The following is a 25,905-nucleotide window of genomic DNA, read 5'->3' on the forward strand; positions in this document are numbered from 1 at the left end:
ATGAGCTTGTTGGTCAAAAGCAGCAAACGCGGGCAAACCATGGTGGCGCTGGAAGCCGGGCGCCTGGAATACGTGGGCTTTGCCGCCTACCGCCTGAGCCTGGGCGAAACCCTGCCGGTCAGTGCGGGCGATCAGGAACTGTGCCTGGTGCTGCTCAGCGGTCGGGTGAATATTGAAGGCGAGGGCTTCAATTGGCAGAACCTGGGGGATCGCCAGTCGGTGTTCGAAGACAAGTCACCGTTCGCCGCCTATTTGCCGCCGGGCACTGACGCCCGAGTCACGGCCCTGAACGATGTGCAGATTGCCGTCTGCGCAGCGCCGGGTGCTACGGGTTTTGCCCCGCGCTTGATCCGCCCCGAGCAGTGCAAGCGCAGTGTGCGCGGCAAAGGCGCCAATACCCGTTACGTGTGCGACATCCTGCCCGACAGCGAGCCGGCTCATTCGCTGCTGGTGGTGGAAGTGCGCACGCCGTCGGGGCATTCCTCCAGCTACCCGCCGCACAAGCACGACACCGACGACCTGCCGCACCAGAGCTTTCTGGAAGAGACCTACTACCACCAGGTCAATCCGCCTCAGGGCTTCGTGTTCCAGCGTGTGTACACGGATGATCGCAGCATCGACCAGGCCATGGCCGTGGAAAACAGCGACCTGGTGGTGGTGCCCAAGGGGTATCACCCGGTCAGTGTGCCGTATGGCTACGAGTCTTATTACCTGAACGTGATGGCCGGCCCCAAGCGTGCATGGCATTTCCATAACGACCCGCAGCACAGTTGGCTGCTGGACCTATAAACGGTTTTGGACGGAGAACAACAATGAAGTCGCCGCTACGTTTTGCCCTTAACCGTATGGTCGCGCCTGATTTGCCCCTGGCGGATTTTATCCAGTTGGCCAAAGCCCTTCAGTGCGATGCCATCGAGATCCGCAACGACCTCAAGAACCGCGAGATCGAATACGGCATGTCCGCCAGCCGCGTGCGTGAGTTGTGCGCCGCGCAGGGCATCAAGGTGTTGTCGATCAACGCGCTGTACCCCTTTGATGTGTGGAACGACGAACGCCGTGCCCAGGCAATCGAACTGGCCACCTACGCCCGTGAGTGCGGGGCCCAGGGCCTGGTGATGTGCCCGTTCAATCAGCCTGGTGATACGCGCAACGACGCGCAGCGCGCCGCCGGTTTGCGCACGGCGTTGAGCGAGCTGGCGTTGATCCTGCGCGAGTACGGGATTCTGGGTTTCATCGAGCCTCTGGGCTTCACCGTATCCGCCCTGCGCCGCAAGCGCGTGGCAGTGGATGCCATCAAGGCCATCGGTGGCCTGGATGTGTTTCGTGTGGTGCACGACACCTTTCACCATCACCTGGCCGGCGAGCATGAGTTCTTCCCGGAGCTGACCGGGCTGGTGCATATCTCCGGGGTGGAAGACCGCGAGGCGCCGCTCGACTCGATCCGCGACGGCCACCGCGTGCTGGTGGGCGAGGACGATATCCTCGGGAATGCGGCGCAGATCGACACCTTGCTCAGCACTGGCTACAGCGGCTATTTGTCGTTTGAGCCGTTTGCCGAAAGCGTGCATGGGTTGGCGGATATCCGGCAGGCATTGGGCAGCAGCATGGCGTATTTGCAAAAGCCCTTGCCATAACGCGATCAAAAATATGGGAGCTGGCTTGCCTGCGATAGCAGTGTGTCAGGCAATACATGTGCAACTGATAGACCGCTATCGTAGGCAAGCCAGCTCCCACAGTGGATCGGTGTTGAACACTTCAATTGCAGTCACACAAGGTGCAAGTGATGACCACAACAAGATTGACCATGGCCCAGGCCCTGGTGAAGTTCCTGGACAACCAATACATCGAAGTCGACGGCGTACAGAGCAAGTTTGTCGCCGGGGTCTTCACTATTTTCGGGCATGGCAATGTGTTGGGCCTCGGTCAGGCCCTGGAGCAGGACAGCGGCGACTTGGTGGTGCATCAGGGCCGCAATGAGCAAGGCATGGCCCACGCCGCCATCGGGTTCGCCAAGCAGCACCTGCGCCGCCAGATCTATGCGTGCACGGCCTCGGTCGGGCCGGGCGCGGCCAATATGCTCACCGCCGCGGCGACTGCCACCGCCAACCGCATCCCGTTGCTGTTGTTGCCCGGCGATGTCTATGCCAGCCGTCAGCCCGACCCGGTGTTGCAGCAGATCGAGCAATTCCACGACCTGAGCATCAGTACCAACGACGCCTTCCGCTCCGTAAGCAAATACTGGGACCGCATCAACCGCCCGGAGCAACTGATGACCGCGGCGATCCATGCCATGCGCGTGCTGACCGACCCGGCTGAAACCGGCGCAGTGACCCTGGCCTTGCCCCAGGATGTACAAGCCGAAGCCTGGGACTACCCCGACTATTTCCTGCAAAAACGCGTGCACCGCATCGACCGACGCCCGGCCACCAGCGCCATGATCGGTGACGCGCTGGCTGCGTTTCGCGGCAAGCGCAAGCCGCTGATCATTTGCGGCGGCGGGGTCAAGTACTCCGGCGCCAACCAGGCACTGCAAGCCTTTGCCGAGCGTTTCGATATTCCTTTCGCGGAAACTCAGGCGGGCAAGAGCGTCGTGGTTTCCAGCCATCCGTTGAACGTCGGCGGCATCGGCGAAACCGGCTGCCTGGCGGCTAACCTGCTGGCGCCTGAGGCCGACCTGATTATTGGCATCGGCACTCGTTATACCGACTTCACCACCTCGTCAAAATCGCTGTTCAAGCACCCCGAGGTGAAGTTTCTCAACCTCAATATCAGCCCCTGCGATGCGTTGAAGCTGGACGGTGTGCAAGTGCTGGCCGATGCGAAAGTTGCGCTTGAAGCACTGGCCGATGCCCTGGGCGATTACCGTTCGGGCTGGGGCGGACAGGTCGCTGACGCGAAGGCGCAACTCGACGCCGAAGTGGACCGCGTGCATCAGGTGCACTACCAGGGCGATGAGTTTGTCCCCGAAGTCGACGACCACCTGGACCGTGCCGTCCTGCGGGAATTCATCGAGCTGACCGGTTCGTGCCTGACCCAAAGCGCGGTGCTCGGCGTGCTCAATGCACGCCTGGCCGATGACGCAATCATCGTGGCTGCCGCCGGCAGCCTGCCCGGCGATTTGCAGCGTGCCTGGCGCAGCAAGGGCGTCAACACCTACCACGTCGAATATGGCTATTCATGCATGGGCTACGAGATCAACGCTGCCCTGGGCGTGAAGCTGGCCGAGCCAAGCAAGGAGGTGTACGCCCTGGTTGGCGATGGCTCCTACATGATGCTGCACTCGGAGCTGGCCACCTCGATCCAGGAGCGCCGCAAGATCAACGTGGTGCTGTTGGACAACATGGCGTTCGGTTGCATCAACAACCTGCAGATCGGCAACGGCATGGACAGCTTCGGTACGGAGTTCCGCTTTCGTAACCCCGAGAGCGGCAAGCTCGACGGCGGCCTAGTGCCGGTGGATTTCGCCATGAGCGCGGCGGCCTATGGCTGCAAGACCTACAAGGTCAGCACGGTAGAGCAGCTGGAAGCGGCCCTGGCCGATGCGCGCACGCAAACCGTCTCGACCCTGATCGATATCAAGGTGCTGCCCAAGACCATGATCCACGGCTACCTGTCGTGGTGGCGGGTGGGTGTGGCGCAAGTGTCCACCAGTGAACGCACGAATGCAGCGGCAAAAAAACTCAATGAACACCTGGCCAAGGCCCGGCAGTACTAACAACAAGAGGAGTGTTTGCATGTCTTTGAAACTTGGAGTGATTGGTACGGGCGCCATTGGCCGGGACCATATTCGTCGTTGCAGCCAGGCCTTGCTCAACAGCCAGGTGGTGGCCGTCACCGACATCAACCTTGAGCAGGCGGCCCAGGTGGTGGCGGATTTAAAGCTGGACGCCGAGGTGTACCCGGACGGCCATGCGTTGATCAATTCGCCGGAGGTCGAAGCGATCCTCGTGACCTCGTGGGGCCCCAGCCACGAAGAGTTCGTACTGGCCGCCATCGCCGCCGGCAAACCGGTGTTCTGTGAGAAACCCCTGGCGGTGACGGCCGAGGGCTGCCGCAACATTGTCGAGGCCGAAGTGGCACACGGTAAGCGTCTGGTCCAGGTGGGCTTCATGCGCCCTTATGATCAAGGCTACCGCGCCCTCAAGGCGGTGATCGACAGCGGCCAGATTGGCGAGCCGTTAATGCTGCACTGCGCGCACCGTAACCCCACGGTGGGCGAGAACTACAACACCGGCATGGCGATCACCGATACCCTGATCCATGAGCTGGACGTGCTGCGTTGGCTGCTCAACGACGACTACGTGTCCGTGCAGGTGGTGTTCCCGCGCAAGACCAGCAAGGCGTTGGCGCACCTGCGCGACCCACAGATCGTGCTGCTGGAAACTGCCAAAGGCACGCGTATCGACGTGGAAGTGTTTGTGAACTGCCAATACGGCTACGACATCCAGTGTGAGGTGGTGGGGGAGAGCGGTATCGCCAAGTTGCCGGAGCCATCTCAGGTGCAACTGCGCAGCGACGCGAAGCTGTCCAACGCGATCCTGATGGATTGGAAGGATAGGTTTATCGGTGCCTATGACGTGGAGTTGCAGGCATTTATCGACAGCGTGCTGGCCGGGCAGGTCGGCGGGCCGTCGGCCTGGGATGGGTTTGCGGCGGCGGTGGCGGCAGATGCGTGTATTGAAGCCCAGGGCAGTGGGCAGATTGTGAAAGTCAGCCTGCCAGATCGCCCACACTTCTACGGCTAACCACTATCCAACATTGGAATGCAGTCTGTGTGGGAGCGGGCTTGCTCGCGAATGCGGTGTATCAGCTAAGGCATTTATATCTGATACACCGCATTCGCGAGCAAGCCCGCTCCCACATTTGGAATGGATTTGCACTTCCTATAAGGAGTTGAGCATGCGAATCGGACTAGTGGGCTACGGCCACGGTGGGCGCTTTTTTCATGCGCCGCTGATCGCCACCCTGCCTGGCGCCACCTTTGTCGGCGTGGTGACGCGTTCACCCGAACGTCGCCAGCAATTGAGTACTGATCTTCCAGGTGTCAAAGCCTTTGACTCCATCGGCCAGATCGTCGAAGCCGGCGTCGATGCCCTGGTGATTTCCACCACCCTCAAAGGTCGCCCGGCCTTGGTGCTGGAAGCCATCGAGCACGGGGTGGCGGTGGTCAGCGACAAGCCCTTTGCCGCCAACGCCGAACAAGCCCAGGCCCTGATTACCGCTGCCGAGCGTCAGGGCTCGTTGCTCAGTGTTTATCAGAATCGGCGCTGGGATTCGGATTACCTGACCCTGCGCAAACTGATCGACGCTGGCGCCTTGGGCACCATCACCCGCTTTGAATCCCGCGTGGAGCGCTACAGCCCGCAAGCTGTGGGCAATGCCAGCGGTGGAGGATGGCTGCGCGACCTGGGCAGCCATCTGGTGGACCAGGCGTTGCAACTGTTCGGACCGGTGGAGCGGGTGTTCGCCCAATTGCACTACACACCAGAACATCCCACCGTGGACCACGGCTTCTTTGTCTCCCTCACTCATGCCAATGGCGTGATATCGCACCTGTGGGGCAACGCGTTGCAGAACAGCCAGGCGCCGCGATTTCGCGTCAGTGGCAGCCTGGGTTGCTACACCGTCGACGGCCTGGACGGCCAAGAAGAAGTGCTGCTGGCCGGCAAGTCGCCGAAAACCGAAGGTGACCACTGGGGCGCTGAGGAGCACCGACGCTGGGGCTGGTTCGAACAAGGGTCGGAGCGTGAGCGGGTGCCGTCGGAGAAGGGCTGCTGGCCCCAATTCTATCGGCAGTTGCAAGCGGCCGTGGTGGGGCAGGGGCCGCTGCCGGTCAACGCCTATGACGCCCTGGAAACCACCCGTATATTGGATGCCGCACGGTTGAGCGCTGAGCGCCAGCAGGTGGTCTCGACAAAAATAGAATAAAATTCTAAAACAAGTTGATATGGAAATTATTTTCTAATACAGTCTTTTCCAGGTTGCATAAAGTACGTCCCGGAACCTACGGGCGACTCAACAAAAACAAGATCAAAAACAACCAGGTACCGTCAGATGAAAATCTTCAACGCTGTACTGCGAGTTTTACGCTCCCTCCAAGCGCCACGCGGACTGCCCCGCGCCCGGCCGTTCTACTTCTCCTTCCTGAATGTGCTGTGCGTCGAAAACCAGGGCGCGCTGGTGTGCTGCATTCCTGGCGCGCCGGTGGTGCGACTGACAGCCGAGTCCTGATCAACGCAACGTCGAAAAAAACCAACAAGAAAGTGGAGACAGACCGTTCATGAAGACCCCGATCCGTTTTACCGCCCTGGCCCTGTCCATGCTGCTGGCCAGTGGCGTTGCCGGCGCCGCCGACCTCAAGGTGGGCGTGACGATGTCCGCGTTCGATGACACCTTCCTCACTTACCTGCGCGAGGACATGGACAAGCAAGCCAAGTCCTATCCAAAAGGCGATGGCGTGCAACTGCAGTTCGAAGATGCCCGCGCCGATGTGGTCAAGCAGTTGAGCCAGGTCGAGAACTTCATCAGCCAGAAGGTCGACGCGATTATCGTCAACCCGGTCGATACCGCGTCGACCAAGAACATCATCAGTGCCGCCACCAAGGCGGGTATCCCGCTGGTGTTCGTCAACCGCCGTCCTGACCAGAAAGACTTGCCCAAGGACGTGGTGGCCGTGACCTCCGATGACGTCGAGGCCGGCCGCCTGCAAATGCAGTACATCGCCGAAAAGCTCGGCGGCAAGGGCAAGATCGTGATTCTTTTGGGCGACCTGGCGAACAACTCCACCACCAATCGCACCAAGGGCGTGAAGGAAGTGCTGGCCAAGTACCCGGACATCAAGATCGAGCAGGAGCAAACCGGCATTTGGTTGCGTGACAGGGGCATGACCCTGGTCAACGACTGGCTGACCCAGGGCCGGGAGTTCAATGCGGTGCTGGCCAACAACGATGAGATGGCGATCGGTGCGTCCATGGCCCTGAGATCGGCCGGCAAGGAAAAAGGCAGCGTGTTGATTGCCGGTGTCGACGGCACGCCCGATGGCTTGAACGCGATCACCAAAGGCGACATGACCGTGTCGGCGTTTCAGGATGCCAAAGGCCAGGCGGTGGGTTCGGTAGAGGCGGCGCGCAAGATGGCCAAGAACGAGCCGGTCGAGCAGAACGTGGTGATCCCGTTCCAGTTGATCACCCCGGACAACGTCAAAGACTTCAAGTAGCCCTGACACCACAACAATAAGCCGGCAGGGCGGTTACGGCCGTCCTGCAGATGGAGTACCTCCCTATGCTTGCTCAAGCCGCCACGTCGCAGCCCGCCGCTCAACCGGCGCTGGCGCTGGACGAACCCTACCTGCTGGAAATCCTCAACATCAGCAAAGGCTTTCCCGGTGTCGTGGCCCTGGACGATGTGCAACTGCGGGTGCGCCCCGGCACGGTGCTGGCGTTGATGGGCGAGAACGGCGCGGGTAAGTCGACGTTGATGAAGATCATTGCCGGCATCTACCAGCCCGACGCCGGCGAGATTCGCCTGCGTGGCAAGCCGATCACCTTTGAAACGCCGCTGGCCGCGCAAAAGGCCGGGATCGCGATGATCCACCAGGAACTCAACCTGATGCCCCATATGAGCATCGCCGAGAACATCTGGATCGGCCGCGAACAGCTCAACAGCCTGCACATGGTCAACCACCGCGAAATGCACCGTTGCACCGCCGAGTTGCTGGCGCGCCTGCGCATCAACCTCGACCCGGAAGAACAGGTCGGCAACCTGAGCATTGCCGAACGGCAGATGGTCGAGATTGCCAAGGCAGTGTCCTACGACTCCGACATCCTGATCATGGATGAACCCACCTCGGCCATTACCGATAAGGAAGTGGCCCACCTGTTTTCGATCATTGCCGACCTCAAGTCCCAGGGCAAAGGCATCGTCTATATCACCCACAAGATGAACGAAGTGTTCGCCATCGCCGATGAAGTGGCGGTGTTCCGCGACGGCCAATACATCGGCTTGCAACGGGCCGACAGCCTGAACAGCGACAGCCTCATCTCGATGATGGTCGGGCGTGAATTGAGCCAGCTGTTCCCGGTGCGCGAAACGCCTATTGGCGAGCTGTTACTGTCGGTGCGCGACCTGAGCCTGGACGGTGTATTCAAGGACGTATCGTTCGACCTGCACGCCGGGGAGATCCTCGGGATCGCCGGGCTGATGGGCTCCGGGCGCACCAATGTGGCGGAAACCATTTTTGGTATCACTCCAAGTTCCAGCGGGCAAATCACCCTGGACGGCAAGGCGGTGCGCATTACCGACCCGCATATGGCCATTGAGAAAGGCTTTGCGCTGTTGACCGAGGACCGCAAGCTCAGCGGCCTGTTCCCGTGCTTGTCGGTGCTGGAGAACATGGAGATGGCGGTGCTGCCGCACTATTCGGGTAACGGTTTTATCCAGCAGAAGGCCTTGCGTGCCCTGTGTGAAGACATGTGCAAGAAGCTGCGGGTGAAAACCCCGTCCCTGGAGCAATGCATCGACACCTTGTCCGGTGGCAACCAGCAAAAGGCCTTGCTGGCGCGCTGGCTGATGACCAACCCACGCTTGCTGATCCTCGATGAGCCGACGCGTGGTATCGATGTGGGCGCCAAGGCTGAGATCTATCGCTTGATCGCCTTCCTCGCCAGCGAGGGCATGGCGGTGATCATGATTTCTTCCGAACTGCCCGAAGTGCTCGGCATGAGCGACCGGGTGATGGTAATGCACGAAGGTGAACTGATGGGCACCCTGGATCGCGCCGAGGCGACCCAGGAAAAAGTCATGCAGTTGGCTTCCGGGATGACCGCAGTCCACTGATCTACAGAATAAGAAGGTGATGGGTTATGAACGCAATAACAGACAACAAGCCGGCAACCGCACCGGTCAAGAACCGTCGACGCATGCCCACCGAGCTGAGTATCTTCCTGGTGCTGATCGGTATCGGCCTGGTGTTTGAACTGTTTGGCTGGATCGTGCGCGACCAGAGCTTTCTAATGAACTCCCAGCGTCTGGTGCTGATGATCCTGCAGGTGTCGATCATCGGCCTGCTGGCCATCGGTGTGACCCAGGTGATCATTACCACGGGCATCGATTTGTCGTCCGGCTCGGTGCTGGCCTTGTCAGCGATGATCGCCGCCAGCCTGGCGCAGACCTCCGACTTTTCCCGGGCGGTGTTTCCGTCCCTCACCGATTTGCCGGTGTGGATCCCGGTGGCGATGGGCTTGGGCGTGGGGCTTTTAGCGGGCGCGATCAACGGCAGCATTATTGCGGTCACCGGCATTCCGCCGTTTATCGCAACCCTGGGCATGATGGTCTCGGCCCGTGGCCTGGCGCGCTATTACACCGAAGGTCAGCCGGTGAGCATGCTCTCGGACTCCTACACGGCGATCGGCCATGGCGCGATGCCGGTGATTATCTTCCTGGTGGTGGCGGTGATCTTCCACATTGCCCTGCGTTACACCAAGTACGGCAAGTACACCTATGCCATCGGCGGCAACATGCAAGCGGCGCGCACTTCGGGGATCAACGTCAAGCGTCACTTGATCATCGTCTATAGCATCGCCGGTCTCCTGGCGGGCCTGGCCGGTGTGGTTGCCTCGGCACGTGCAGCGACGGGGCAAGCCGGCATGGGCATGTCCTACGAGCTGGACGCGATTGCCGCCGCAGTGATCGGCGGTACCAGCCTGGCCGGTGGAGTAGGGCGCATCACCGGCACGGTGATCGGCGCGTTGATCCTCGGGGTGATGGCCAGCGGGTTTACCTTTGTCGGGGTGGATGCGTATATCCAGGACATCATCAAGGGCCTGATCATTGTGGTGGCGGTGGTGATCGACCAATACCGCAACAAGCGCAAGCTCAAGCGCTGAGTTCCTGCCCTGTAGGAGCGAGCTTGCTCGCAAAAGCTGCAAAGATAACGCGGGCTTTCTGACTGAACGCGGTGTCCTTGAGTTCTTTGCGAGCAAGCTCGCTCCTACAGGGGATGAGGCACTTTCAACCGTTTGTCTTCTATATAGCTCCACAACACTGAATTTCTTGCTATAAACGCACTCCGATGACCATTCGCCAAGCCCGTCCTGGTGCCTTTGGGGGTTAATCGGGAAAAAATGCCTGTCTTTTCAGTTGCTGCGCCCTCAAGTCGGCCTTAGACTGCCGCCCCTCGTAAATTGAGTGCCGGGTGGCGCTTGAAATGGACGGCGCCCTTCCGAGACCTGCACAGGCCTTGCGGAACGCTCCCTTATTCGCCTTAATGCACGTATTTTTTATAGAGAAATCAATGACAAAGGAAAAGTTGCTGGCCATGCCGGCGGATGACTACATGAATGCCGAACAGCACGCTTTTTTCGAGAAGTTGCTGCAAGACATGAAGGTGGAACACCACGAGCGCATTGAGCAGAACCGTATCGCCATTGAAAGCCTGGACACCCCGGCCGACCCGGCTGACGCGGCTTCTGTCGAAGAAGAGCGCACCTGGCTGGTGAACGCCATTGACCGCGACCAGCGCATGCTGCCGCAACTTGAGCGTGCCCTGGAACGCATCAAGGAAGATTCCTTTGGCTGGTGTGACGACAGCGGCGAGCCTATCGGCCTCAAGCGCCTGCTGATCAGCCCCACCACCAAGTACTGCATCGAAGCGCAAGAGCGCCACGAGCAGATCGACAAGCACCAGCGTCAAGCTTGATCTGATGAATGGGGCGGCACTCGAGCTGGCCGTCCCCGTCTCTACATTGTTGCTGTTTATGCAATGAAGCTATTCCGCAGATAGCTTTTTCCAACTGGAATAAAACCGTAGCATGGCCAACATTGTTAGCCAGCTAACTAATGCTGCGGAGAAGCTCCATGCAAAACAAAGTCGATGTGGCCGTGATGATCGGCAGTGGCGTGCCTGAAACCCTTCGTGCCCTGGGCCAGCGCGCCTGCTGGGTGGTGTTGCTCAACGGTGAGCAACGCGGCACCGCGTTCGCCAGCCGGGACGAGGCGCAGGAATGCCAGGCTGCCTGGCAAGCGCTGTTACGCAGTGAAGAGTCAGACAGCCTGCATTGAATCAAACGTGGGGACGTTCATGCAGCAGCGCATTGAGGTCATCCACTGCGGGCGCCCACTCTGCGTCGACGTGCAATTGTTCCCTGAGGAAGTTCGCCTGCTGTTCGCTCCAGAATGGCGCGTCGATGAGTTTTACCTCATCGGGCAGGCGATGTTCGGCGGTGAAACGTTCGATGGCTTCCTGGCTGGAATCCAGGCCCAGTTGTTCGAACAGGGTTTCAAGGGTTGGGGTCGTGGTGTCCATAACGTTCTCCAAGCGGGTTTATCGTCATGCATGTGAGGGCTTGGGGGACGCCAGAGTTCTATCGGATTGTCAGGAATTGAGCGCGCCGCAATCCACGGCGGCTTTCAGTGCCTTGGCCGCCTCTTTGCCAGCGACGGCTGCTGCGTCGGCGGTTTTGAACCAGCGGTCTTTTTCCACTTGGTGCGCGGTGACCTTGTTCAGCGGTGGTTTGGCTCGCATGATGATGACCGCTTGAAACTCACCGTCTACTTCTCTCGCATCGCCGTGGATAATAAATTCGCCAATATCAAATTCCGTCACGTATAGCCTTCCCTTCAAGGTAACTGCGCTGATGAAACCTGACCCGCAGGGGGCAAACTTCAATGGACGGGCGAGTATGGCAGTTGTTGAGGGGCGGTGGCGCAGTAAAGTCAGCCAGGTGACGAAACGACGCCACCGCAACGAGCGTGCAGCTTGGCTTCGAGGATCTTGGCCAGTTCGCAGGCCTTGTTGTGATCGCTGCGAAAACCCTTGATCCTGCCACTGGGCACTTCAAGAATGTGAAAAAAGTTCTTTCCTGCCGGTACAACTTGGTACAGAACTGAATTCGAGTACCCATCAAGGTTAAGCAGGCAGTAGGATTGGCGTTCGTCTGGACATGATGAACGAGTGTGGAAAGACGTAGCGTCGTGTTGACGTCGTTGCATGCTCAGCTCCTGTCGATCGATCTTATTGGCCTGTGGTTAGCGTTACCGGTGGTTTTGACCCCGGTCACTGTTTTAGTATTGTCGTCGGCAGTTCGCGACTGGTTCCATGCCCTGCTTTTTTTTGTGTTGGGTGTCGGAAAACTGCATTTTTAATCGGGTTATTCTCTGAAGTTGGTCGACCTGTATTCTCGGGTCGTTGAACCTGTGATTTGCTGTACCACCGGATAACCTTGTATGAGGTCATCCGCAGATGTCTGTACTAGCCTTACGAGTTCTCTTCAGTTTTTTAATGACGCTGTGATCGTGTCGTAACGGCCATTTTTTTGTGCTGCTCGCTTTGTCGACAGTGCTTTTTTTGATGTGGGGGCGTTTCCTTGGCAGTCAGTAATCTGGATATGCACGCGTTATTCGTGCTGGGTGATTTGCGCGCTAAGTTGGTCAAGCAGTTTCAATCCCGGTTTGTCTACGTCACTGAACAGACGCCGGAAGGTATTTATATCGCCGAAATCGATACCGAAACGGCGCTGGTCGTGGATGACAAGCCACGTCTGGAACTCAAAGTGGGTGACCATTTTCGCGCGGCGGTGTTGCCCAGCCGTGAAGGTGGAAAGTTCGAATTGAGGTTTCGCGATATCAAGTTGACTGTGTACGGCATCGGCGACTATGCCTTTGTGTCGTCGAACGAAGGCCAGGGTATCGTGTTCAAGGAAGGCCACAGCGTGATGCTGGTATTCGCTGCCCACGATCAATTGCAAGAAGGGTTGACCAAAACCCTGAAAGCCGTGACGGGCAAAGCCGCCAAATGGCGCAAGGGTGAGCTGGTGACCTTCAAGGCCAGCGAGTAGGCGCTGAACATGTTGTGCCTCTTTGTCTTTTGGAACCTCTACTACAGTTGAGTTGACTTAACTATTCAGAGGCTTCGCGCATTTGCAGCAAAGCCGTTCGCCATGACTGCGAAAACGCGAGGTGCAAAGGCATGAAAGGATTGAAGTCACTGCTGGCGATGGGCCTGACGACCCTGAGTCTGTCATTGCCGGTATCGGCCGCCCAGGCGCCGGTGCATTTTGCCGACCTGAACTGGGAAAGCGGCAGCCTGATCACAGAAGTACTGCGTTTTATCGTCGAGAAGGGCTATGACCTGCCCACCGACACGTTGCCTGGCACCACCATCACCCTGGAAACCGCCCTGGCCAAGAATGATATCCAGGTGATCGGCGAGGAGTGGGCAGGCCGCAGCCCTGTGTGGGTCAAGGCGCAAGCCGAAGGCAAGGTGGCGGGCCTGGGCGATATCGTCAAAGGCGCTACCGAAGGCTGGTGGGTGCCGGAATACGTGGTCAAGGGTGACCCCTCTAAAGGACTCAAGCCCCTGGCACCAGATTTGAAAAGCGTACAGGACCTGGCGCGCTACAAGGACGTGTTCAAAGACCCGGAGTCCCCAGGCAAGGGGCGCTTTCTCAACAGCCCCATCGGCTGGACCTCCGAGGTGGTCAACAAACAGAAGCTCAAGGCTTATGGGCTGGACGACAGCTACGTGAACTTCCGCAGCGGTTCGGGGGCGGCGCTGGATGCGGAGATTGCCTCGTCGATTCGCCGGGGCAAGCCCGTGCTGTTCTATTACTGGTCGCCGACCCCGTTGATGGGGCGCTATAAATTGATCCAGCTGGAAGAACCGCCATTTGATGCAGATGCGTGGAAGACCCTGACTGACGCCGACAACCCGAACCCGAAGCCGACACGCTCATTGGCTTCCAAGCTGAGCATTGGCGTTTCGACGCCGTTCCAGCAGGAACACCCACAGATTGCCCAGTTCTTCGAGAAGGTCGAGTTCCCCATCGAGCCGCTTAACAAAGCCTTGGCGACGATGAGCGAACACCACACGCCGCCTCGGGAGGTCGCCCAGGCGTTCCTCAAGGAACATCCGCAAGTGTGGAAGGCCTGGTTGACGGACGATGTGGCGCAGAAGGTCGAGGCGAGCCTCCAGTAACCGGCGGTCTTTGTATCGAGCGAAGATCAAGATGTGGGAGCTGGCTTGCCTGCGATGACTGAGTGTCAGACAACATATTTTTATGCTGACCCACCGCTATCGCAGGCAAGCCAGCTCCCACATTCAATTGCATTTCAAGTCAACGGTCGTTGCAGCGTTAGAACTTGGTCTGTACGGCCAGCTCAAAGGTCCTCGGTGATCCCAGATAGTACGCCGGCGACACATGGGCAAACTCTGCGTACACCTCGTTAGTCAGGTTACGCACGCGCCCGGTTACCGAGGTGTTCGCATCTAGCTTATAGCGCAGGAAGGTGCCGAACAGCGTATAGGCCGGTACGGTCTGGGTATTGGCATTGTCCGCGTACACCTGGGCGACATACCGCGCATCCACCCCACCTTGCCAATCCTCGGCAAAATCGTAGGTCAGCCATAGGTTACCCACGCGCTTGGGCACGTTGGTCGGCGTATTGCCCTTACGCGACACCACCTCGCCGCTGGCGGTTTTTTCGTTGAACTCATCGTACTGCGCGTCCACCCAAGCGAAGTTGCCTTCGGCCAATAGCCTCGGCGTGATGTGCAACGAGCTGGCCAGTTCGATGCCCTTGGACGACTGCGCGCCCACCGGGATGCTGTTGGTCGGGTCCAGCGGGTCGGTGACGGCAAAGTCCTTGCGTTCGATCTTGTAGGCGGCGACCGTGGCGGAGCCCCGACCTTCCAGGTAATCGAACTTGCTGCCGATTTCCCATTGCTTGCCCGTGGACACGTCGAACACCTGGGTGGTGGTATTGGGCTGTTCGACGGCGGTGCTGTATTGCACATAGACGTTGGCGGACGGGATGAACTGATAGGTCAGGCCCACCCGGCCCGTCACCGGCTCCCAACTGCGCTTGAAGTGCCGCGGGTTGGTGGCGGTGATGGTGCGGTGGTTGGTCACGTCCAGGTCGATGGCGTCATAGCGCAGGCCGGTCAGCAGCGAGAGCTTATCCGTCAGTCCCAGACGGTTTTCCACGAACAGTGCCTTGGTGGTTACTTGGTTGGTCTTGTCCTTGGCGAAACCTGGCTGGGTACCGGGAATATCATAAAAGTGCCCTGGGTCGTAGTGGTTCGGGTCCACGGTACTTTTGCCCGGCACGTTCAAGGGGCTGTTGGTGGTGCTGTTGACCTTGTACTCAAAACCACCCGACCAGGTGGTGGCAAGGCCGAACACGCTCGTGTCATGGCGCAGTTCGAACTGGTTGCCGTTCTGCTCGCCCTGATGCCGCACCTGATAGGCCGTTGAGCGGTTCACCGCGCTGTTGTCGGCGTTGTACTGGTAGGTCTCCAGGTTGCGATAGTCGCGCTGGCTGTCGAGGTGATAGAGGGTATTTTTCAGTGTGGTGCTGTCGTTGATCCGGTAGTCGATGATTGAACGTGCCCAGATCGTGCGTTGCTCATAACGGCCGTCGGCAACGTTGTAGTTATTGAAGCGGTTGTGCTTGTCGATCTTCAGTTCACCGGCCTTGGGGTTGAGCACAGGCGTACCCCAATACGGGCTGTCTGCATGTTCGTCCTGATATTCCAGGGCCAGGGTGTGGGACAGGTTGGGGGTGAGGTCGCTGAGCAGGGAAAACGCCACGCTCCAGGCATCGCGCTGGTCGCGGTCGATGTAGCTGTGGTTGGTGTTGCGGCTCACATCCAGGCGGGCGTAATGCTGCACCTCGGCACCGGGTTCGGTCAGCGCATGGTTGAGGCCGAACGCCAGACCGGCGGTGTCGTAGCTGCCATAGCTCAGTTGGCCTTCGATGGCCTGTTCCTCGCGGTTTGCCAGCTTGGTCACGTAGTTCAGCGAGCCACCCACTGAGCCTGCGCCGTTGATCAAGGAGGAGGGGCCGCCTACCAGTTCGACGCGGTCATAGATCCACGCATCCACCGGCCGCGCCAGGCCCGTGGCGACATTGATGCCGTTGAACATCTGGGTGATCTGGCTACTGGTAAACCCTCGGTACGAGACAAAACCGCCAAAACCGGGCGGGGCGCTGGCGTTGACACCGGGCAGGGTATTGGCCGCATCGCGGAAGGTCTTGGCGCCGTGGCGCTCGATATCGTTGCGGTTGGCGATGGCCACTGACGCCGGGGTTTCCCGCACGCTCAGGCCCAGGCGCGAGGCCATGCCGCTGGATTGGTCCAGGGCCAGCCCAGGCTCGGCACTTTGCTCGCCGTCAATGGTGGTCGGGGCCAACTCAAGGGCCGAGGCGCAAACAGGCAGGCAGCCGAACAGGCCCGCCAGCAGGGGTAAATGTTTCATGGTTGGAATCCTGAAAACTTGGCTCGAAAACAACGCACTGCTACCCGTACTCCTGACGGAAACGGGGCGATGCAGATCAGTAAGCGCAGGGATCAGGCAAGGGCAGGTGGCGCGCGCGGATTAGCCGCAGGCCAGGTGAAGCGGGCAGGGATGTCAGCGGCAAGCACCACCGCAGCAGGCGGTGCATGGGGTTGCGGCAGGACCGCCACATTCAGGTGGGAGTTGAGCGCCGGGCCCATGCCGCCGGTAGAACACAGCGGGCAACCAAACGCCTTCGACAGCGTTGGCAGGTTCTCGTCCGTCGAGTTGCTGGGCAGCGGCGCCTGGGTACGTGGGTCGACCGTACAGAACTGGCCGCTGATGCCGTTGAGCTGCATCCCCACCCTTTGCCCATGACCAATACTGCAGGCGAACACATTGAACAGGACGCAGCAGTAGAGCATCCAGGCAATGAGTGAACGGTCGGCACGGGCAAGTTTCATGGGGCGGCACTTTATCATCAGCGACCGACGAAATGCCTGCAAAAAAACTCAGGGCGGCTATCCTCATTCGCACATTTTTGTGGAGCGCCGACCATGAGCTTTGTGATTGCGCGGTGGATCGTCGGGGTATTTACCTTCATCAGCATGGTGCATCTGTATTGGGCTGCGGGTGGCAAGCTCGGCAGCCTGGCCGCTATCCCGCAACTGCCCGGAGAGTTTGCCAGCGGGCCCAGGCCGGCGTTCAAACCGTCGGCGCTGGGCACTTTTCTGGTGGCGATGGGGCTGGTGGCGATTGCCTTGCTTGTGTGCCTGCGCGCCGGGCTGTATTTCTCGCCGGTGTCCCATGGGGCGTTGCAGTGGGGCATCAGCGCGATTGCCGTGCTGATGTTTGCCCGAGCGATAGGGGATTCGGAGCTGGTGGGGTTCTTCAAGAAGGTCGGCGGGTCGCGGTTCGCTCGTCTGGACACCTACTTCTATTCGCCGTTGTGCCTGGTGTTGGGCGCCGGCTTGCTGGTAGTCGCCTGGACCTGAGCCTGAGCCCACAGATACCAGGCTGACACCGCGCAATCCAAAGGTGGGAGCTGGCTTGCCTGCGATGCAGGCACCTCGGTCTATCAACCAAACCGGGTCGATCCCTTCGCAGGCAAGCCAGCTCCCACCTTCAGCCGCGTTCGACAGGTAACCCCGAGCGCCACCAAGCCACGCTGGCCGCCATTTGATTCACCTCCAAGTATTTCCCAGACAAAACACACCCCCGGTTTTATAGCGCTTGACCTTCCCAGTATGGCAAGCCGGATAAAAACCCACGTGTCGGTTTGTCTTGAAAATTCCAAGGAGGGTGAACGATGTACACCAAACCAGTCAGCCTGATCACCGGGGTGTTGGCCGTAGCGTTGACGCTGGGCGGATGCTCAGACAATTCACCGCCAGCCGCGGCCGCCAAGCCCCCTGGCGTGCCGGTAGCCCAGGTGGTGGCGCGTGCGGTGACGCCGTTTGTGGAGTACACCGGTTCGTTGACCGCCATCGACCAGGTTCAATTGCGCCCGCGAGTCAGTGGCTATCTGCAAAGTGTCAGCGTGCCTGAAGGGCAGTTCGTGGCCAAGGGCAGTCCATTGTTTGTGATCGATCCGCGTATGTTCCAGGCGGCAGTGAACGCAGCCAAGGCACGTCTGCGCGAGGCCGAGGCCAATGCGTTGCTGGCCCAGGCCGAGCATGGCCGTGCCGAGCAGTTATATGCCAAGAAGGTGGTGGCACGTGATCGTCTCGACACCGCCGTTGCTTCGTTGAACGCCGGCAGAGCGCAGGTGGAGGCCGCCAGGGCTGCGCTGGATACGGCCCAACTGGACCTGAGTTACACCCGCGTCACCGCACCTATCAGCGGGCGTATCGACCGCGCCCTGGTGACGGAAGGCAACTATGTCACCCGTGGGGAAACAGCGCTGACCACGATTGTTTCCATCGACCCCTTGCATGTGTATTTCGATGTGGATGAACGCACCTACCTGCATTCGTTGGCAGCGACGCGGCAACACGCCGGGGCCAAGGGCGAACAAGCCGCCAAGGTCATGGTGGCGATGCTCAACGACACCACCTATGCACGGGCCGGTCGCGTGGATTTTCTGGCCAACTCGGCTGACCGCAAGACCGGCACGGTGCGCGTGCGTGCGGTGGTGGAAAACCCGGATGGGCGCTTGACGCCGGGGCTGTTCGCCAAGGTCAAGCTGGACACCGGCGCGGCGCAACCCCGGGTGTTGATTGCCGACCATTCCATCGGCACCGACCAGGGCCGTCGCTATGTGCTGGTAGTCGGTGAAGGTGATAAAACCGAATACCGCCCGGTGGAACTGGGCCCAGTGGTCGACGGCCTGCGGGTCATCGAACAGGGGCTGCAACCGGGCGAGCGCATTGTCGTCAAAGGGCTGGTGCGCCCCGGCATGCAGGTGACACCGCTGGCTGCCAGCATCGAGGGCAAGCCGCTTGAGGCTCCGCTGGCGGTGGGGGGCGTGCAATGAGCTTCCCACGCTTTTTCATTGACCGACCGATCTTCGCCATTGTCCTCTCGGTGTTGATGATGATCGGCGGCATCGTGGCCTTCTTCCATTTGCCGTTGAGCGAATACCCGGCCGTCACGCCGCCCACGGTGCAAGTGACCGCGTCGTATCCGGGGGCCAACCCGCAGGTGATTGCCGAGACGGTGGCAGCGCCGCTGGAACAGGTGGTCACCGGGGTGGAAGGCATGCTTTACATGACCTCGCAGTCGGCCACCGATGGCCGCATGATCCTGACCGCGACCTTCGCCCAGGGCACCAACGCGGACATGGCGCAGATCCAGGTGCAGAACCGTGTTTCGCGAGCTTTGCCGCGCTTGCCCGAAGAGGTGCAGCGCCTGGGCGTGGTCACGCAGAAGACCTCGCCGGACATCCTCATGGTGGTCCACCTGCTGTCCCCCGACCAACGTTATGATCCGCTCTATATCTCCAACTATGCCTACCTGCAGGTGCGCGATGAGTTGTCGCGCCTGCCGGGGATCAACGATGTGCTGGTGTGGGGCGCGGGTGAATACAGCATGCGCCTGTGGCTCGACCCGGACCTGATCGCCGCCCGAGGCTTGACCGCCGGTGATGTGATTGCTGCCGTGCGCGAGCAGAACGTGCAAGTGGCCGCCGGCTCGGTCGGCCAGGCGCCGGACTCTACTGCGGCGTTCCAAGTCACGGTCAATACCCTCGGGCGCCTGACGGACGAAGAGCAGTTCGGCGATATCATCATCCGCACCGGCGATAACGGCCAGGTCACGCGCCTGCGTGATGTGGCCCGTATCGAGATGGGCGCCGATGCCTACGCGCTGCGCAGCCTGTTGGACGGCGAGCCGGCGGTGGCCTTGCAGATCATCCAGAGCCCAGGGGCCAATGCCCTCGATGTGGCGCAGTCGGTGCGCGAGACCATGCAGCGTCTGCAAACCAACTTCCCCGAGGGGCTGGTGTCGCGGATTGCCTATGACCCCACCGTGTTTGTGCGCGCTTCGCTGGAGTCGGTGGCCATCACGCTGATGGAAGCGATCCTGCTGGTGGTGATCGTGGTGGTGGTGTTCCTGCGCAACTGGCGTGCGTCGCTGATTCCTTTGATGGCCGTGCCGGTGTCGATCATTGGCACCTTTGCGGTCATGCACCTGATGGGCTTCTCCCTCAATACCTTGTCGCTGTTTGGCCTGGTGCTGTCGATTGGCATCGTGGTCGACGATGCCATCGTGGTGGTGGAGAACGTCGAGCGGCATATCGAGAACGGCGAGGAGCCGATGCAGGCTGCGCGACGGGCGATGGGCGAGGTCACCGGCCCTATCATTGCGATCACCTCGGTGCTGGCGGCCGTGTTCATTCCCACCGCGTTTCTCAGTGGCCTGCAAGGCGAGTTCTATCGGCAATTTGCGCTGACCATCGCGATTTCCACCATCCTCTCGGCGGTCAACTCGTTGACCCTCAGTCCGGCGCTGGCCGGCCTGTTGCTGCGGCCACGGCATGCGGCCTTGGTGCATGACCCGCGCAGCCTGCGTGGTCGCGCCACGCGGCTGCTTGAGGTGCTGGGCCGGCCGTTTCAGCGAGCGCCACAAGCCTATGGCAATACCGTGCGCAAGGTCGTCGGCCGTCGCGGCGTGGCGCTGTTGGCCTACGGCGGTTTGCTCGCGTTGACCTGGTTCGGCTTCAACGCGGTACCGGCCGGCTTCGTGCCGATGCAAGACAAATACTACCTGGTCGGCATCGCCCAACTGCCGAACGCGGCCTCGTTGGAGCGTACCGATGCGGTGGTGCGGCAAATGTCGAAAATCGCCCTGGATGAGCCGGGGGTCGAGAGCGTCGTGGCGTTCCCGGGGCTGTCGGTCAACGGCTTCGTCAACGTCCCGAATGCGGCGGTGATGTTTGTGATGCTTGATCCGTTCAAAGAGCGCACCTCGCCGGATATGGCGGCGGTCGCCATCGCCGGGCGTCTGCAAGCCAAGTTTGCGAGCATCCCCGACGGCTTCCTCGGCGTGTTCCCGCCGCCACCGGTGCCGGGGCTCGGGGTGACCGGGGGCTTCAAGCTGCAGGTCGAGGACCGTGGCGGCGTCGGGCTTGAGGCGCTGGTGCAGCAGACCCAGGTCCTGATGACCAAAGCCACTGAGTCAGGCCAAGTGGCCGGGCTGATGACCAGCCTGGACGTCAATGCGCCGCAACTGAATGTCGACATCGACCGCACCCAGGTCAAGAGCCAGGGCGTGCGCCTGGCGGATGTGTTCGAGTCGCTGCAGGTCTATCTGGGGTCGCTGTACGTCAATGACTTCAACCGGTTTGGCCGCACCTACAAAGTCACGGCCCAGGCCGATGCGGACCATCGCATGCAAGCCGAAGCCATCGGCCGTCTGCAGGTGCGCAATGCCGTCGGGGACATGCTGCCGTTATCAGCGTTTGTCACGGTCACGCCGAGCTCCGGGCCTGACCGGGTGATTCACTACAACGGCTATCCCTCGGCGGATATCTCTGGCGGCGCGATGCCTGGGGTCAGCTCCGGGCAGGCGGTTGCGCTCATGGAACGCCTGGCCCAGGAGGTACTGCCCGAGGGCGTGACCTATGAATGGACAGACCTGACCTACCAGCAAAAGCTCGCCGGGTCATCGGCCCTGTTTATTTTCCCGCTGTGTGTATTGCTGGCGTATCTGATCCTCGCCGCGCAGTACAACAGTTGGCTGCTGCCGTTGGCGGTGTTGCTGATCGTGCCCATGTGCCTGCTCAGCGCAATCCTCGGCGTGTGGCTGGTGGAGGGCGACAACAACGTGTTCGTGCAGATCGGGTTGGTGGTGCTGGTGGGCTTGGCGGCGAAGAACGCCATCCTGATCGTCGAGTTTGCCCGCAGCCTCGAAGCCGAAGGCGCCAGCCCATTGGAAGCGGTGATCCACGCCTGTCAATTGCGCCTGCGCCCGATCCTGATGACGTCCCTGGCGTTTATCGCCGGCGTAGTCCCGCTGGTATTTGCCAGTGGGGCAGGCGCCGAGATGCGCCATGCCATGGGGGTTGCGGTGTTTGCCGGGATGTTGGGCGTGACGCTGTTCGGTCTGTTCCTGACGCCCGTGTTCTATGTGGTGATGCGCAGCCTGGCGCTGCGCGTGCAGCGCCAGGGGGCGAGTCCGAAGGTGCAGCTAAAGGAGAGCGCATCATGAAACAGGCGTATCCAGCTTTTCTGTTGTCGTTGACCCTGCTGGCCGGTTGCGGCTCGGTTGGGCCTGATTACTCCGCGCCGGTGCTGCCTGCTGCGCAGCGGGCGACGAGCTTCGGCGCGCCCATCGCCGGGCTTGGTCCGGGCGAGGTAGAGGTGCAGTGGTGGCAAGTGTTCGACGAGCCGGCACTGAGCCAATTGATCCAACAGGCACTGGCGGCCAACCACGACATCGGCATCGCTGCCGCGCGCCTGGACGAAGCCAAGGCGTTGCTGCGCGAAAGCCGCCAAGGCTTCCTGCCCAGCGGCGGCGCTGCCCTGGGCTACGAGCACCGCCAGCGTAGCGAGGTCGAGACTCCCTTCGGCGAGCAGCGCTCTATTGAAACTACCCGCGCGGCGGTGGATGCAGCCTGGGAAATCGACTTGTTTGGCCGCGTGCGTCGCTCGGTGGAGGCGGCCCAGGCCCAGGCGGGGTCGCGTCAGGCATTGCTGCGCAGCGTGCAAGCGAGCGTCGCGGCGACGGTCGCGGCAACCTGGTTCGAGTTACAAGGGATCGAAGCCGAACAGGCGGTGGTCGCGGATATCAGTCAGAGCCAGCGCGACAGCCTGGGCCTGGTGGGGCAGATGGTCAGCGTCGGCGCCGCCACCGAATTCGACCGGCTGCGGGCCGAGGCCTTGTTGCGCAATGTCGAGGCGGTAGCGCCTGACCTGGAGCGACGTCGCGCCAAGTCAACCAACGCGCTGGCGGTGCTGCTGGGGCAAGCGCCCCAGGGGTTCAAGCCACCGCTGGCCCGGCCTGGGCGTGAAACCTTGAACCTGCGCACGTTGCAGGTGGGAGACCCGGCCGGCCTGCTGGCGCGTCGCGCCGATATTGCCGCGGCCGAACGCACGCTGGCGGCTGCGACCGCGCAGATTGGCGTGGAAACCGCTGGCTTGTATCCGGACATCCAGGTGCAGGGCTCCATCGGTTTACTGGCCGGAAGTCTCAGCGCCCTGGGCGATGCGGGCATGCAGTCGAACTTTATCGCGCCGGTGATTCGCTGGTCGTTGCTGGACACCGGGCGCGTACGAGCGCGGATTGCCGCCAGCGAAGCGCGCACCCAAGCTGCCTTGATCGCTTATGACCAGACCGTGTTGCGAGCCCTGCAGGAAACCGATGATGCGTTCCAGGCCAACCTTACAGCCGGTAATGCCCTGGGCCTGCGGCTGCTGGAAGCGGCGGCCAATCGTGAGGCAGCCAGCTTTGCGCGTGAGCGGTTTGCGCAAGGTGAAGGGGTGTACCTGGATGTGCTTGAGGCCGAACGCGCGGACTTCACCAGCCGCCGGGCGTTGACGGCGGCGCGCACGGAACAGCGCTTGGCGGTGGTGGGGATCTATAAGGCGCTGGGTGGTGGGTGGGAGGTCTGTGAGCGGGCGGGGCAGGCGTGCCAGGGGGCCACGGTGTTGCGCTAACGTGGACCTGTGGGAGCTGGCTTGCCTGCGATAGCGGCCTGACAGTCGTTACAGTTATACCGAGTACATATCCATTCCTGCGGTAACGGCCACTTAGGGTTCCGCTTTTACAGCGGCTCACTTTTGAAAAGCCGGAATGCCGGCCCAGACAAAAGTAAGCAAAACGCTCTTGCCCCACCACTCGGCACCTCGCCTGGGCTCGGTGTGCCCGTAATCCGCCAGTGATTTGGGGGGCCGCCGCCACGCGCCATCCATGGCGCGGGGCGGCTAAACCGGCATCCCTGCCGGTTTACCCCCCAAATCCCTGTCGAATTACGGCCAGCGTGGTTTAACGGGGCGCTTAAGATCAAAAGCAGATCAAGAGCAAGATCAAGAGCGGCTCGCTTCGCATCGTGGTTACCGTTGGCAGGCAAGATTTCGCGCCTCGACAGCTCTGCGTCCGTCATACTGGCAAGCATGACTTTCGACTCGCCTCTCGCCGCTTATCAACATGCAATCGCCCAACCAGGTTTCGTCGCCGACGATGCCCAGCGCCGGGCGGTACAAGCCTTGCAAGCCTGTCACGAGGCCTTGCATCAAGGGCGTTCGTCGATTGCCGGCGTTTACCTCTGGGGGCCGGTGGGGCGTGGCAAGACCTGGTTGATGGACCAGTTCTACCAAAGCCTGCGCGTGCCTGCGCGGCGTCAGCATTTTCACCACTTCATGGCCTGGGTCCACCAGCGTTTATTCCAGCTCACGGGCACCCAGGACCCCTTGCAGGCGTTGGCCAGGGAGCTGAGCCAGGCGGTGCGTGTGCTGTGCTTCGATGAGCTGTTTGTGAATGACATCGGGGACGCGATCATTCTCGGTCGCCTGTTCCAGGTGATGTTCGAGGAGGGTGTGGTGATGGTGTGCACGTCCAACCAGCCGCCCGACCAGCTGTATGCCGATGGCTTCAACCGTGAGCGTTTCCTGCCGGGCATCGATGCGCTCAAGCAGCATATGCAGGTGGTGGCCGTGGACGGTGGCGAGGATCATCGCTTGCATCCCGGCGTGGGCATGCAGCGTTATTGGGTGAATCAACCCGAGGCACTGGCGGCGGTGTTCCGACAATTGAGCCAAGGCCAAGCCGTGAACAGTGTGGCGGTAAGCGTAGGGCACCGCACCATCATGACGGTGCAGGCCAGTGATACCGTGCTTTGGTGTCGCTATGCCGACCTGTGTGAGCAACCCCTGGCCGCCATGGATTTCATGCTGGTGTGTGATCGCTTCCACGCCATTCTGCTGGGAGACGTCCCTAACCTCAGTGCACAAATACGCCCGGGTCGAATTGCCCGTGGCACCGAAGATGGCGCCGAGCGCGTGGTGGCCGGGGATCGAGAGTTGCCGCAGTTGTCGGTGCACGATGACAGCGTGCGACGTTTTATCGCGTTAGTGGACGAATGCTACGACCGCAAAGTGCCACTCTTTATCGACGCCGCGGTGCCGTTGCACAGCCTGTACACCGAAGGCTACCTGGAGTTTCCTTTCCGCCGCACCCTGAGCCGTCTGCAAGAGATGCAGCTGCAACGCTTCGCCACATAGGAAAAATCGCTGTACCAAAGCTCATTGCACGCTTTGATGCGCGCAACCTTCGCACTTTCTGTCAGCTATTTGTCGCTTATCTCCTTCATCTACTGCCGACTCCACGCTTACAATCGCACCTCTCAAAGGGAACCGATTCCCTGGTTGTCGCTATCGAGGAAGGACATGGACACCCCAGACATCCTGGTGCTGCAAGCCAGCTATACCAACGCCGTGCACGCCGACGCCATTGGCCTGCTGCTCAACTCTTACGCTGAAGACCCGATGGGCGGCGGCCACAGCCTGCCAGCTGATCTCTTGCAGCAGCTGCCAGCCGAACTGGCCAAGCGCCCACACGCGTTCAGTGTGCTGGCGTTCGTCGGGGGGGAGCCAGCGGGGTTGGTCAATTGTTTCGAGGGCTTTTCGACCTTCGCCTGCCGGCCCTTGGTCAACGTCCATGACGTGATGGTGAAGGAGCAATTTCGGGGTTTGGGGTTGAGTCAGAAGATGCTGCAAAAGGTCGAGGAAATCGCCCGGCAGCGCGGTTGCTGCAAGATCACCCTCGAAGTGCTGGAAGGTAATGCCCTGGCGCAGTCGGCATACCGCAAGTTCGGGTTTGACGACTCAGTGTTTGATCCCGCCCATGGGCGAATGCTGTTCTGGCATAAGCCGTTGTAATAAATAACCGGCAAAAAAAGGGCGCCATTAAAGGGCGCCCAATAAACCTTTGCCAACGGAGCAGAATGGCGCAGGGTGCTACGGATTAAGTAAGCATTAACTCAGCTGTTCGGTTGTGCCTGATCAACAGTCTCAGACTTAACCGATTTGCCATCGGCGCTGGCAACTTGTTGCTCAGCCTTGCCGTGGGTTTTTTCCTGAATGAAGCTGAAGTTGTTGTAGAACTCCTTGGAGCGCTCTGCGCCGCCCTCTGCAAAGGCGGCGGCGGAGGTCAGGGTCATCAGGCTGGCCAGTATCAAGGTCGACATTTTCAT

25 protein-coding genes are annotated in these 25,905 nt (G+C 60.6%); 19 read left to right on the plus strand and 6 right to left on the minus strand.

The features are described from left to right. The 11 genes from iolB (at position 1) to BT199_RS05110 (ending at position 11,058) form a co-directional block, all read left to right on the plus strand. Positions 1–789 (plus strand): 5-deoxy-glucuronate isomerase, encoded by a 789-nt coding sequence (gene iolB, locus BT199_RS05065; RefSeq protein WP_014718771.1) that lies wholly within the window; start codon positions 1–3, stop codon positions 787–789. 23 nt (positions 790–812) lie between these two features. Beyond that, complete coding sequence (locus BT199_RS05070; RefSeq protein WP_014718770.1) at positions 813–1,634, plus strand: TIM barrel protein; 822 nt, start codon at positions 813–815, stop codon at positions 1,632–1,634. Positions 1,635–1,783: 149 nt separating this feature from the next. After that, complete coding sequence (gene iolD / locus BT199_RS05075) at positions 1,784–3,715, plus strand: 3D-(3,5/4)-trihydroxycyclohexane-1,2-dione acylhydrolase (decyclizing) (protein WP_072434051.1); 1,932 nt, start codon at positions 1,784–1,786, stop codon at positions 3,713–3,715. Between the two features lie 19 nt (positions 3,716–3,734). Beyond that, positions 3,735–4,745 (plus strand): bifunctional inositol 2-dehydrogenase/D-chiro-inositol 1-dehydrogenase, encoded by a 1,011-nt coding sequence (locus BT199_RS05080; RefSeq protein WP_019817191.1) that lies wholly within the window; start codon positions 3,735–3,737, stop codon positions 4,743–4,745. Between the two features lie 154 nt (positions 4,746–4,899). Continuing rightward, positions 4,900–5,928 (plus strand): Gfo/Idh/MocA family protein, encoded by a 1,029-nt coding sequence (locus BT199_RS05085; protein WP_072434052.1) that lies wholly within the window; start codon positions 4,900–4,902, stop codon positions 5,926–5,928. 126 nt (positions 5,929–6,054) lie between these two features. Next, positions 6,055–6,231, plus strand: a complete 177-nt coding sequence (locus tag BT199_RS27195; protein WP_175556194.1) for a hypothetical protein — start codon at positions 6,055–6,057, stop codon at positions 6,229–6,231. Positions 6,232–6,280: 49 nt separating this feature from the next. Beyond that, positions 6,281–7,216 (plus strand): sugar ABC transporter substrate-binding protein, encoded by a 936-nt coding sequence (locus BT199_RS05090; protein ID WP_014718766.1) that lies wholly within the window; start codon positions 6,281–6,283, stop codon positions 7,214–7,216. 65 nt (positions 7,217–7,281) lie between these two features. Further along, complete coding sequence (locus BT199_RS05095; RefSeq protein ID WP_072434053.1) at positions 7,282–8,835, plus strand: sugar ABC transporter ATP-binding protein; 1,554 nt, start codon at positions 7,282–7,284, stop codon at positions 8,833–8,835. 26 nt (positions 8,836–8,861) lie between these two features. After that, positions 8,862–9,884 (plus strand): ABC transporter permease, encoded by a 1,023-nt coding sequence (locus BT199_RS05100; RefSeq protein ID WP_003191668.1) that lies wholly within the window; start codon positions 8,862–8,864, stop codon positions 9,882–9,884. A gap of 407 nt (positions 9,885–10,291) precedes the next feature. Next, the gene (locus BT199_RS05105) at positions 10,292–10,696 is read left to right on the plus strand and encodes a TraR/DksA family transcriptional regulator (RefSeq protein ID WP_003191666.1); all 405 of its coding nucleotides are present in this window, start codon (positions 10,292–10,294) and stop codon (positions 10,694–10,696) included. Positions 10,697–10,854: 158 nt separating this feature from the next. Next, positions 10,855–11,058, plus strand: coding sequence for a hypothetical protein (locus tag BT199_RS05110; protein ID WP_014718764.1), 204 nt, complete (start codon positions 10,855–10,857; stop codon positions 11,056–11,058). A gap of 1 nt (position 11,059) precedes the next feature. Here BT199_RS05110 and BT199_RS05115 read toward each other — a convergent pair whose 3' ends face one another. The 3 genes from BT199_RS05115 to BT199_RS05125 all read right to left on the minus strand — a co-directional run bounded on the left by BT199_RS05115 (position 11,060) and on the right by BT199_RS05125 (position 11,988). Then, positions 11,060–11,302 carry a DUF2789 domain-containing protein gene (locus tag BT199_RS05115; protein ID WP_072434054.1) on the minus strand — a complete coding sequence of 81 codons (243 nt, stop codon included), beginning with the start codon at positions 11,300–11,302 and terminating at the stop codon, positions 11,060–11,062. A gap of 69 nt (positions 11,303–11,371) precedes the next feature. Then, positions 11,372–11,602 carry a hypothetical protein gene (locus tag BT199_RS05120; RefSeq protein WP_014718762.1) on the minus strand — a complete coding sequence of 77 codons (231 nt, stop codon included), beginning with the start codon at positions 11,600–11,602 and terminating at the stop codon, positions 11,372–11,374. A gap of 110 nt (positions 11,603–11,712) precedes the next feature. Further along, positions 11,713–11,988, minus strand: coding sequence for a hypothetical protein (locus BT199_RS05125; protein ID WP_072434055.1), 276 nt, complete (start codon positions 11,986–11,988; stop codon positions 11,713–11,715). 395 nt (positions 11,989–12,383) lie between these two features. Between BT199_RS05125 and BT199_RS05130 the strand changes: the two genes are divergently transcribed. Both BT199_RS05130 and BT199_RS05135 read left to right on the plus strand, forming a co-directional pair. Beyond that, a complete protein-coding gene (locus tag BT199_RS05130; RefSeq protein WP_019817194.1) occupies positions 12,384–12,833 on the plus strand; it encodes a hypothetical protein in 450 nt (149 codons plus the stop codon). A 131-nt stretch (positions 12,834–12,964) separates the two neighbouring features. Next, positions 12,965–13,972, plus strand: coding sequence for an ABC transporter substrate-binding protein (locus BT199_RS05135; RefSeq protein ID WP_058410531.1), 1,008 nt, complete (start codon positions 12,965–12,967; stop codon positions 13,970–13,972). Positions 13,973–14,129: 157 nt separating this feature from the next. Here the strand turns inward: BT199_RS05135 and BT199_RS05140 are convergent, their stop codons facing one another. Beyond that, a complete protein-coding gene (locus BT199_RS05140; RefSeq protein ID WP_072434056.1) occupies positions 14,130–16,256 on the minus strand; it encodes a TonB-dependent receptor in 2,127 nt (708 codons plus the stop codon). A gap of 92 nt (positions 16,257–16,348) precedes the next feature. Beyond that, the gene (locus BT199_RS05145; protein ID WP_014718757.1) at positions 16,349–16,738 is read right to left on the minus strand and encodes a DUF2946 domain-containing protein; all 390 of its coding nucleotides are present in this window, start codon (positions 16,736–16,738) and stop codon (positions 16,349–16,351) included. A 93-nt stretch (positions 16,739–16,831) separates the two neighbouring features. Between BT199_RS05145 and BT199_RS05150 the strand changes: the two genes are divergently transcribed. The 6 genes from BT199_RS05150 to BT199_RS05175 all read left to right on the plus strand — a co-directional run bounded on the left by BT199_RS05150 (position 16,832) and on the right by BT199_RS05175 (position 25,591). Continuing rightward, positions 16,832–17,269 carry a DUF3995 domain-containing protein gene (locus tag BT199_RS05150; protein ID WP_014718756.1) on the plus strand — a complete coding sequence of 146 codons (438 nt, stop codon included), beginning with the start codon at positions 16,832–16,834 and terminating at the stop codon, positions 17,267–17,269. A 314-nt stretch (positions 17,270–17,583) separates the two neighbouring features. Then, positions 17,584–18,750, plus strand: a complete 1,167-nt coding sequence (locus BT199_RS05155; RefSeq protein WP_014718755.1) for an efflux RND transporter periplasmic adaptor subunit — start codon at positions 17,584–17,586, stop codon at positions 18,748–18,750. Continuing rightward, complete coding sequence (locus BT199_RS05160) at positions 18,747–21,923, plus strand: efflux RND transporter permease subunit (RefSeq protein WP_072434057.1); 3,177 nt, start codon at positions 18,747–18,749, stop codon at positions 21,921–21,923. Before BT199_RS05155 ends, BT199_RS05160 begins: the two co-directional genes overlap by 4 nt. Next, positions 21,920–23,371 carry an efflux transporter outer membrane subunit gene (locus BT199_RS05165; protein ID WP_072434058.1) on the plus strand — a complete coding sequence of 484 codons (1,452 nt, stop codon included), beginning with the start codon at positions 21,920–21,922 and terminating at the stop codon, positions 23,369–23,371. The genes BT199_RS05160 and BT199_RS05165 overlap by 4 nt, the downstream gene beginning before the upstream one ends. 456 nt (positions 23,372–23,827) lie before the next feature. Continuing rightward, a complete protein-coding gene (gene zapE / locus BT199_RS05170) occupies positions 23,828–24,934 on the plus strand; it encodes a cell division protein ZapE (RefSeq protein ID WP_058410957.1) in 1,107 nt (368 codons plus the stop codon). A 165-nt stretch (positions 24,935–25,099) separates the two neighbouring features. After that, entirely contained in the window at positions 25,100–25,591 is a 492-nt protein-coding gene (locus BT199_RS05175; RefSeq protein WP_014718751.1) for a GNAT family N-acetyltransferase, read from the plus strand. Positions 25,592–25,692: 101 nt separating this feature from the next. Here the strand turns inward: BT199_RS05175 and BT199_RS05180 are convergent, their stop codons facing one another. After that, on the minus strand, positions 25,693–25,905 hold the full coding sequence (locus tag BT199_RS05180; RefSeq protein ID WP_014718750.1) for a hypothetical protein: 213 nt from the start codon (positions 25,903–25,905) through the stop codon (positions 25,693–25,695).

Origin of the sequence: Pseudomonas sp. NFR02 (genome assembly GCF_900119375.1) — a bacterium.
Taxonomy (GTDB): Bacteria; Pseudomonadota; Gammaproteobacteria; order Pseudomonadales; family Pseudomonadaceae; genus Aquipseudomonas; species Aquipseudomonas paracarnis.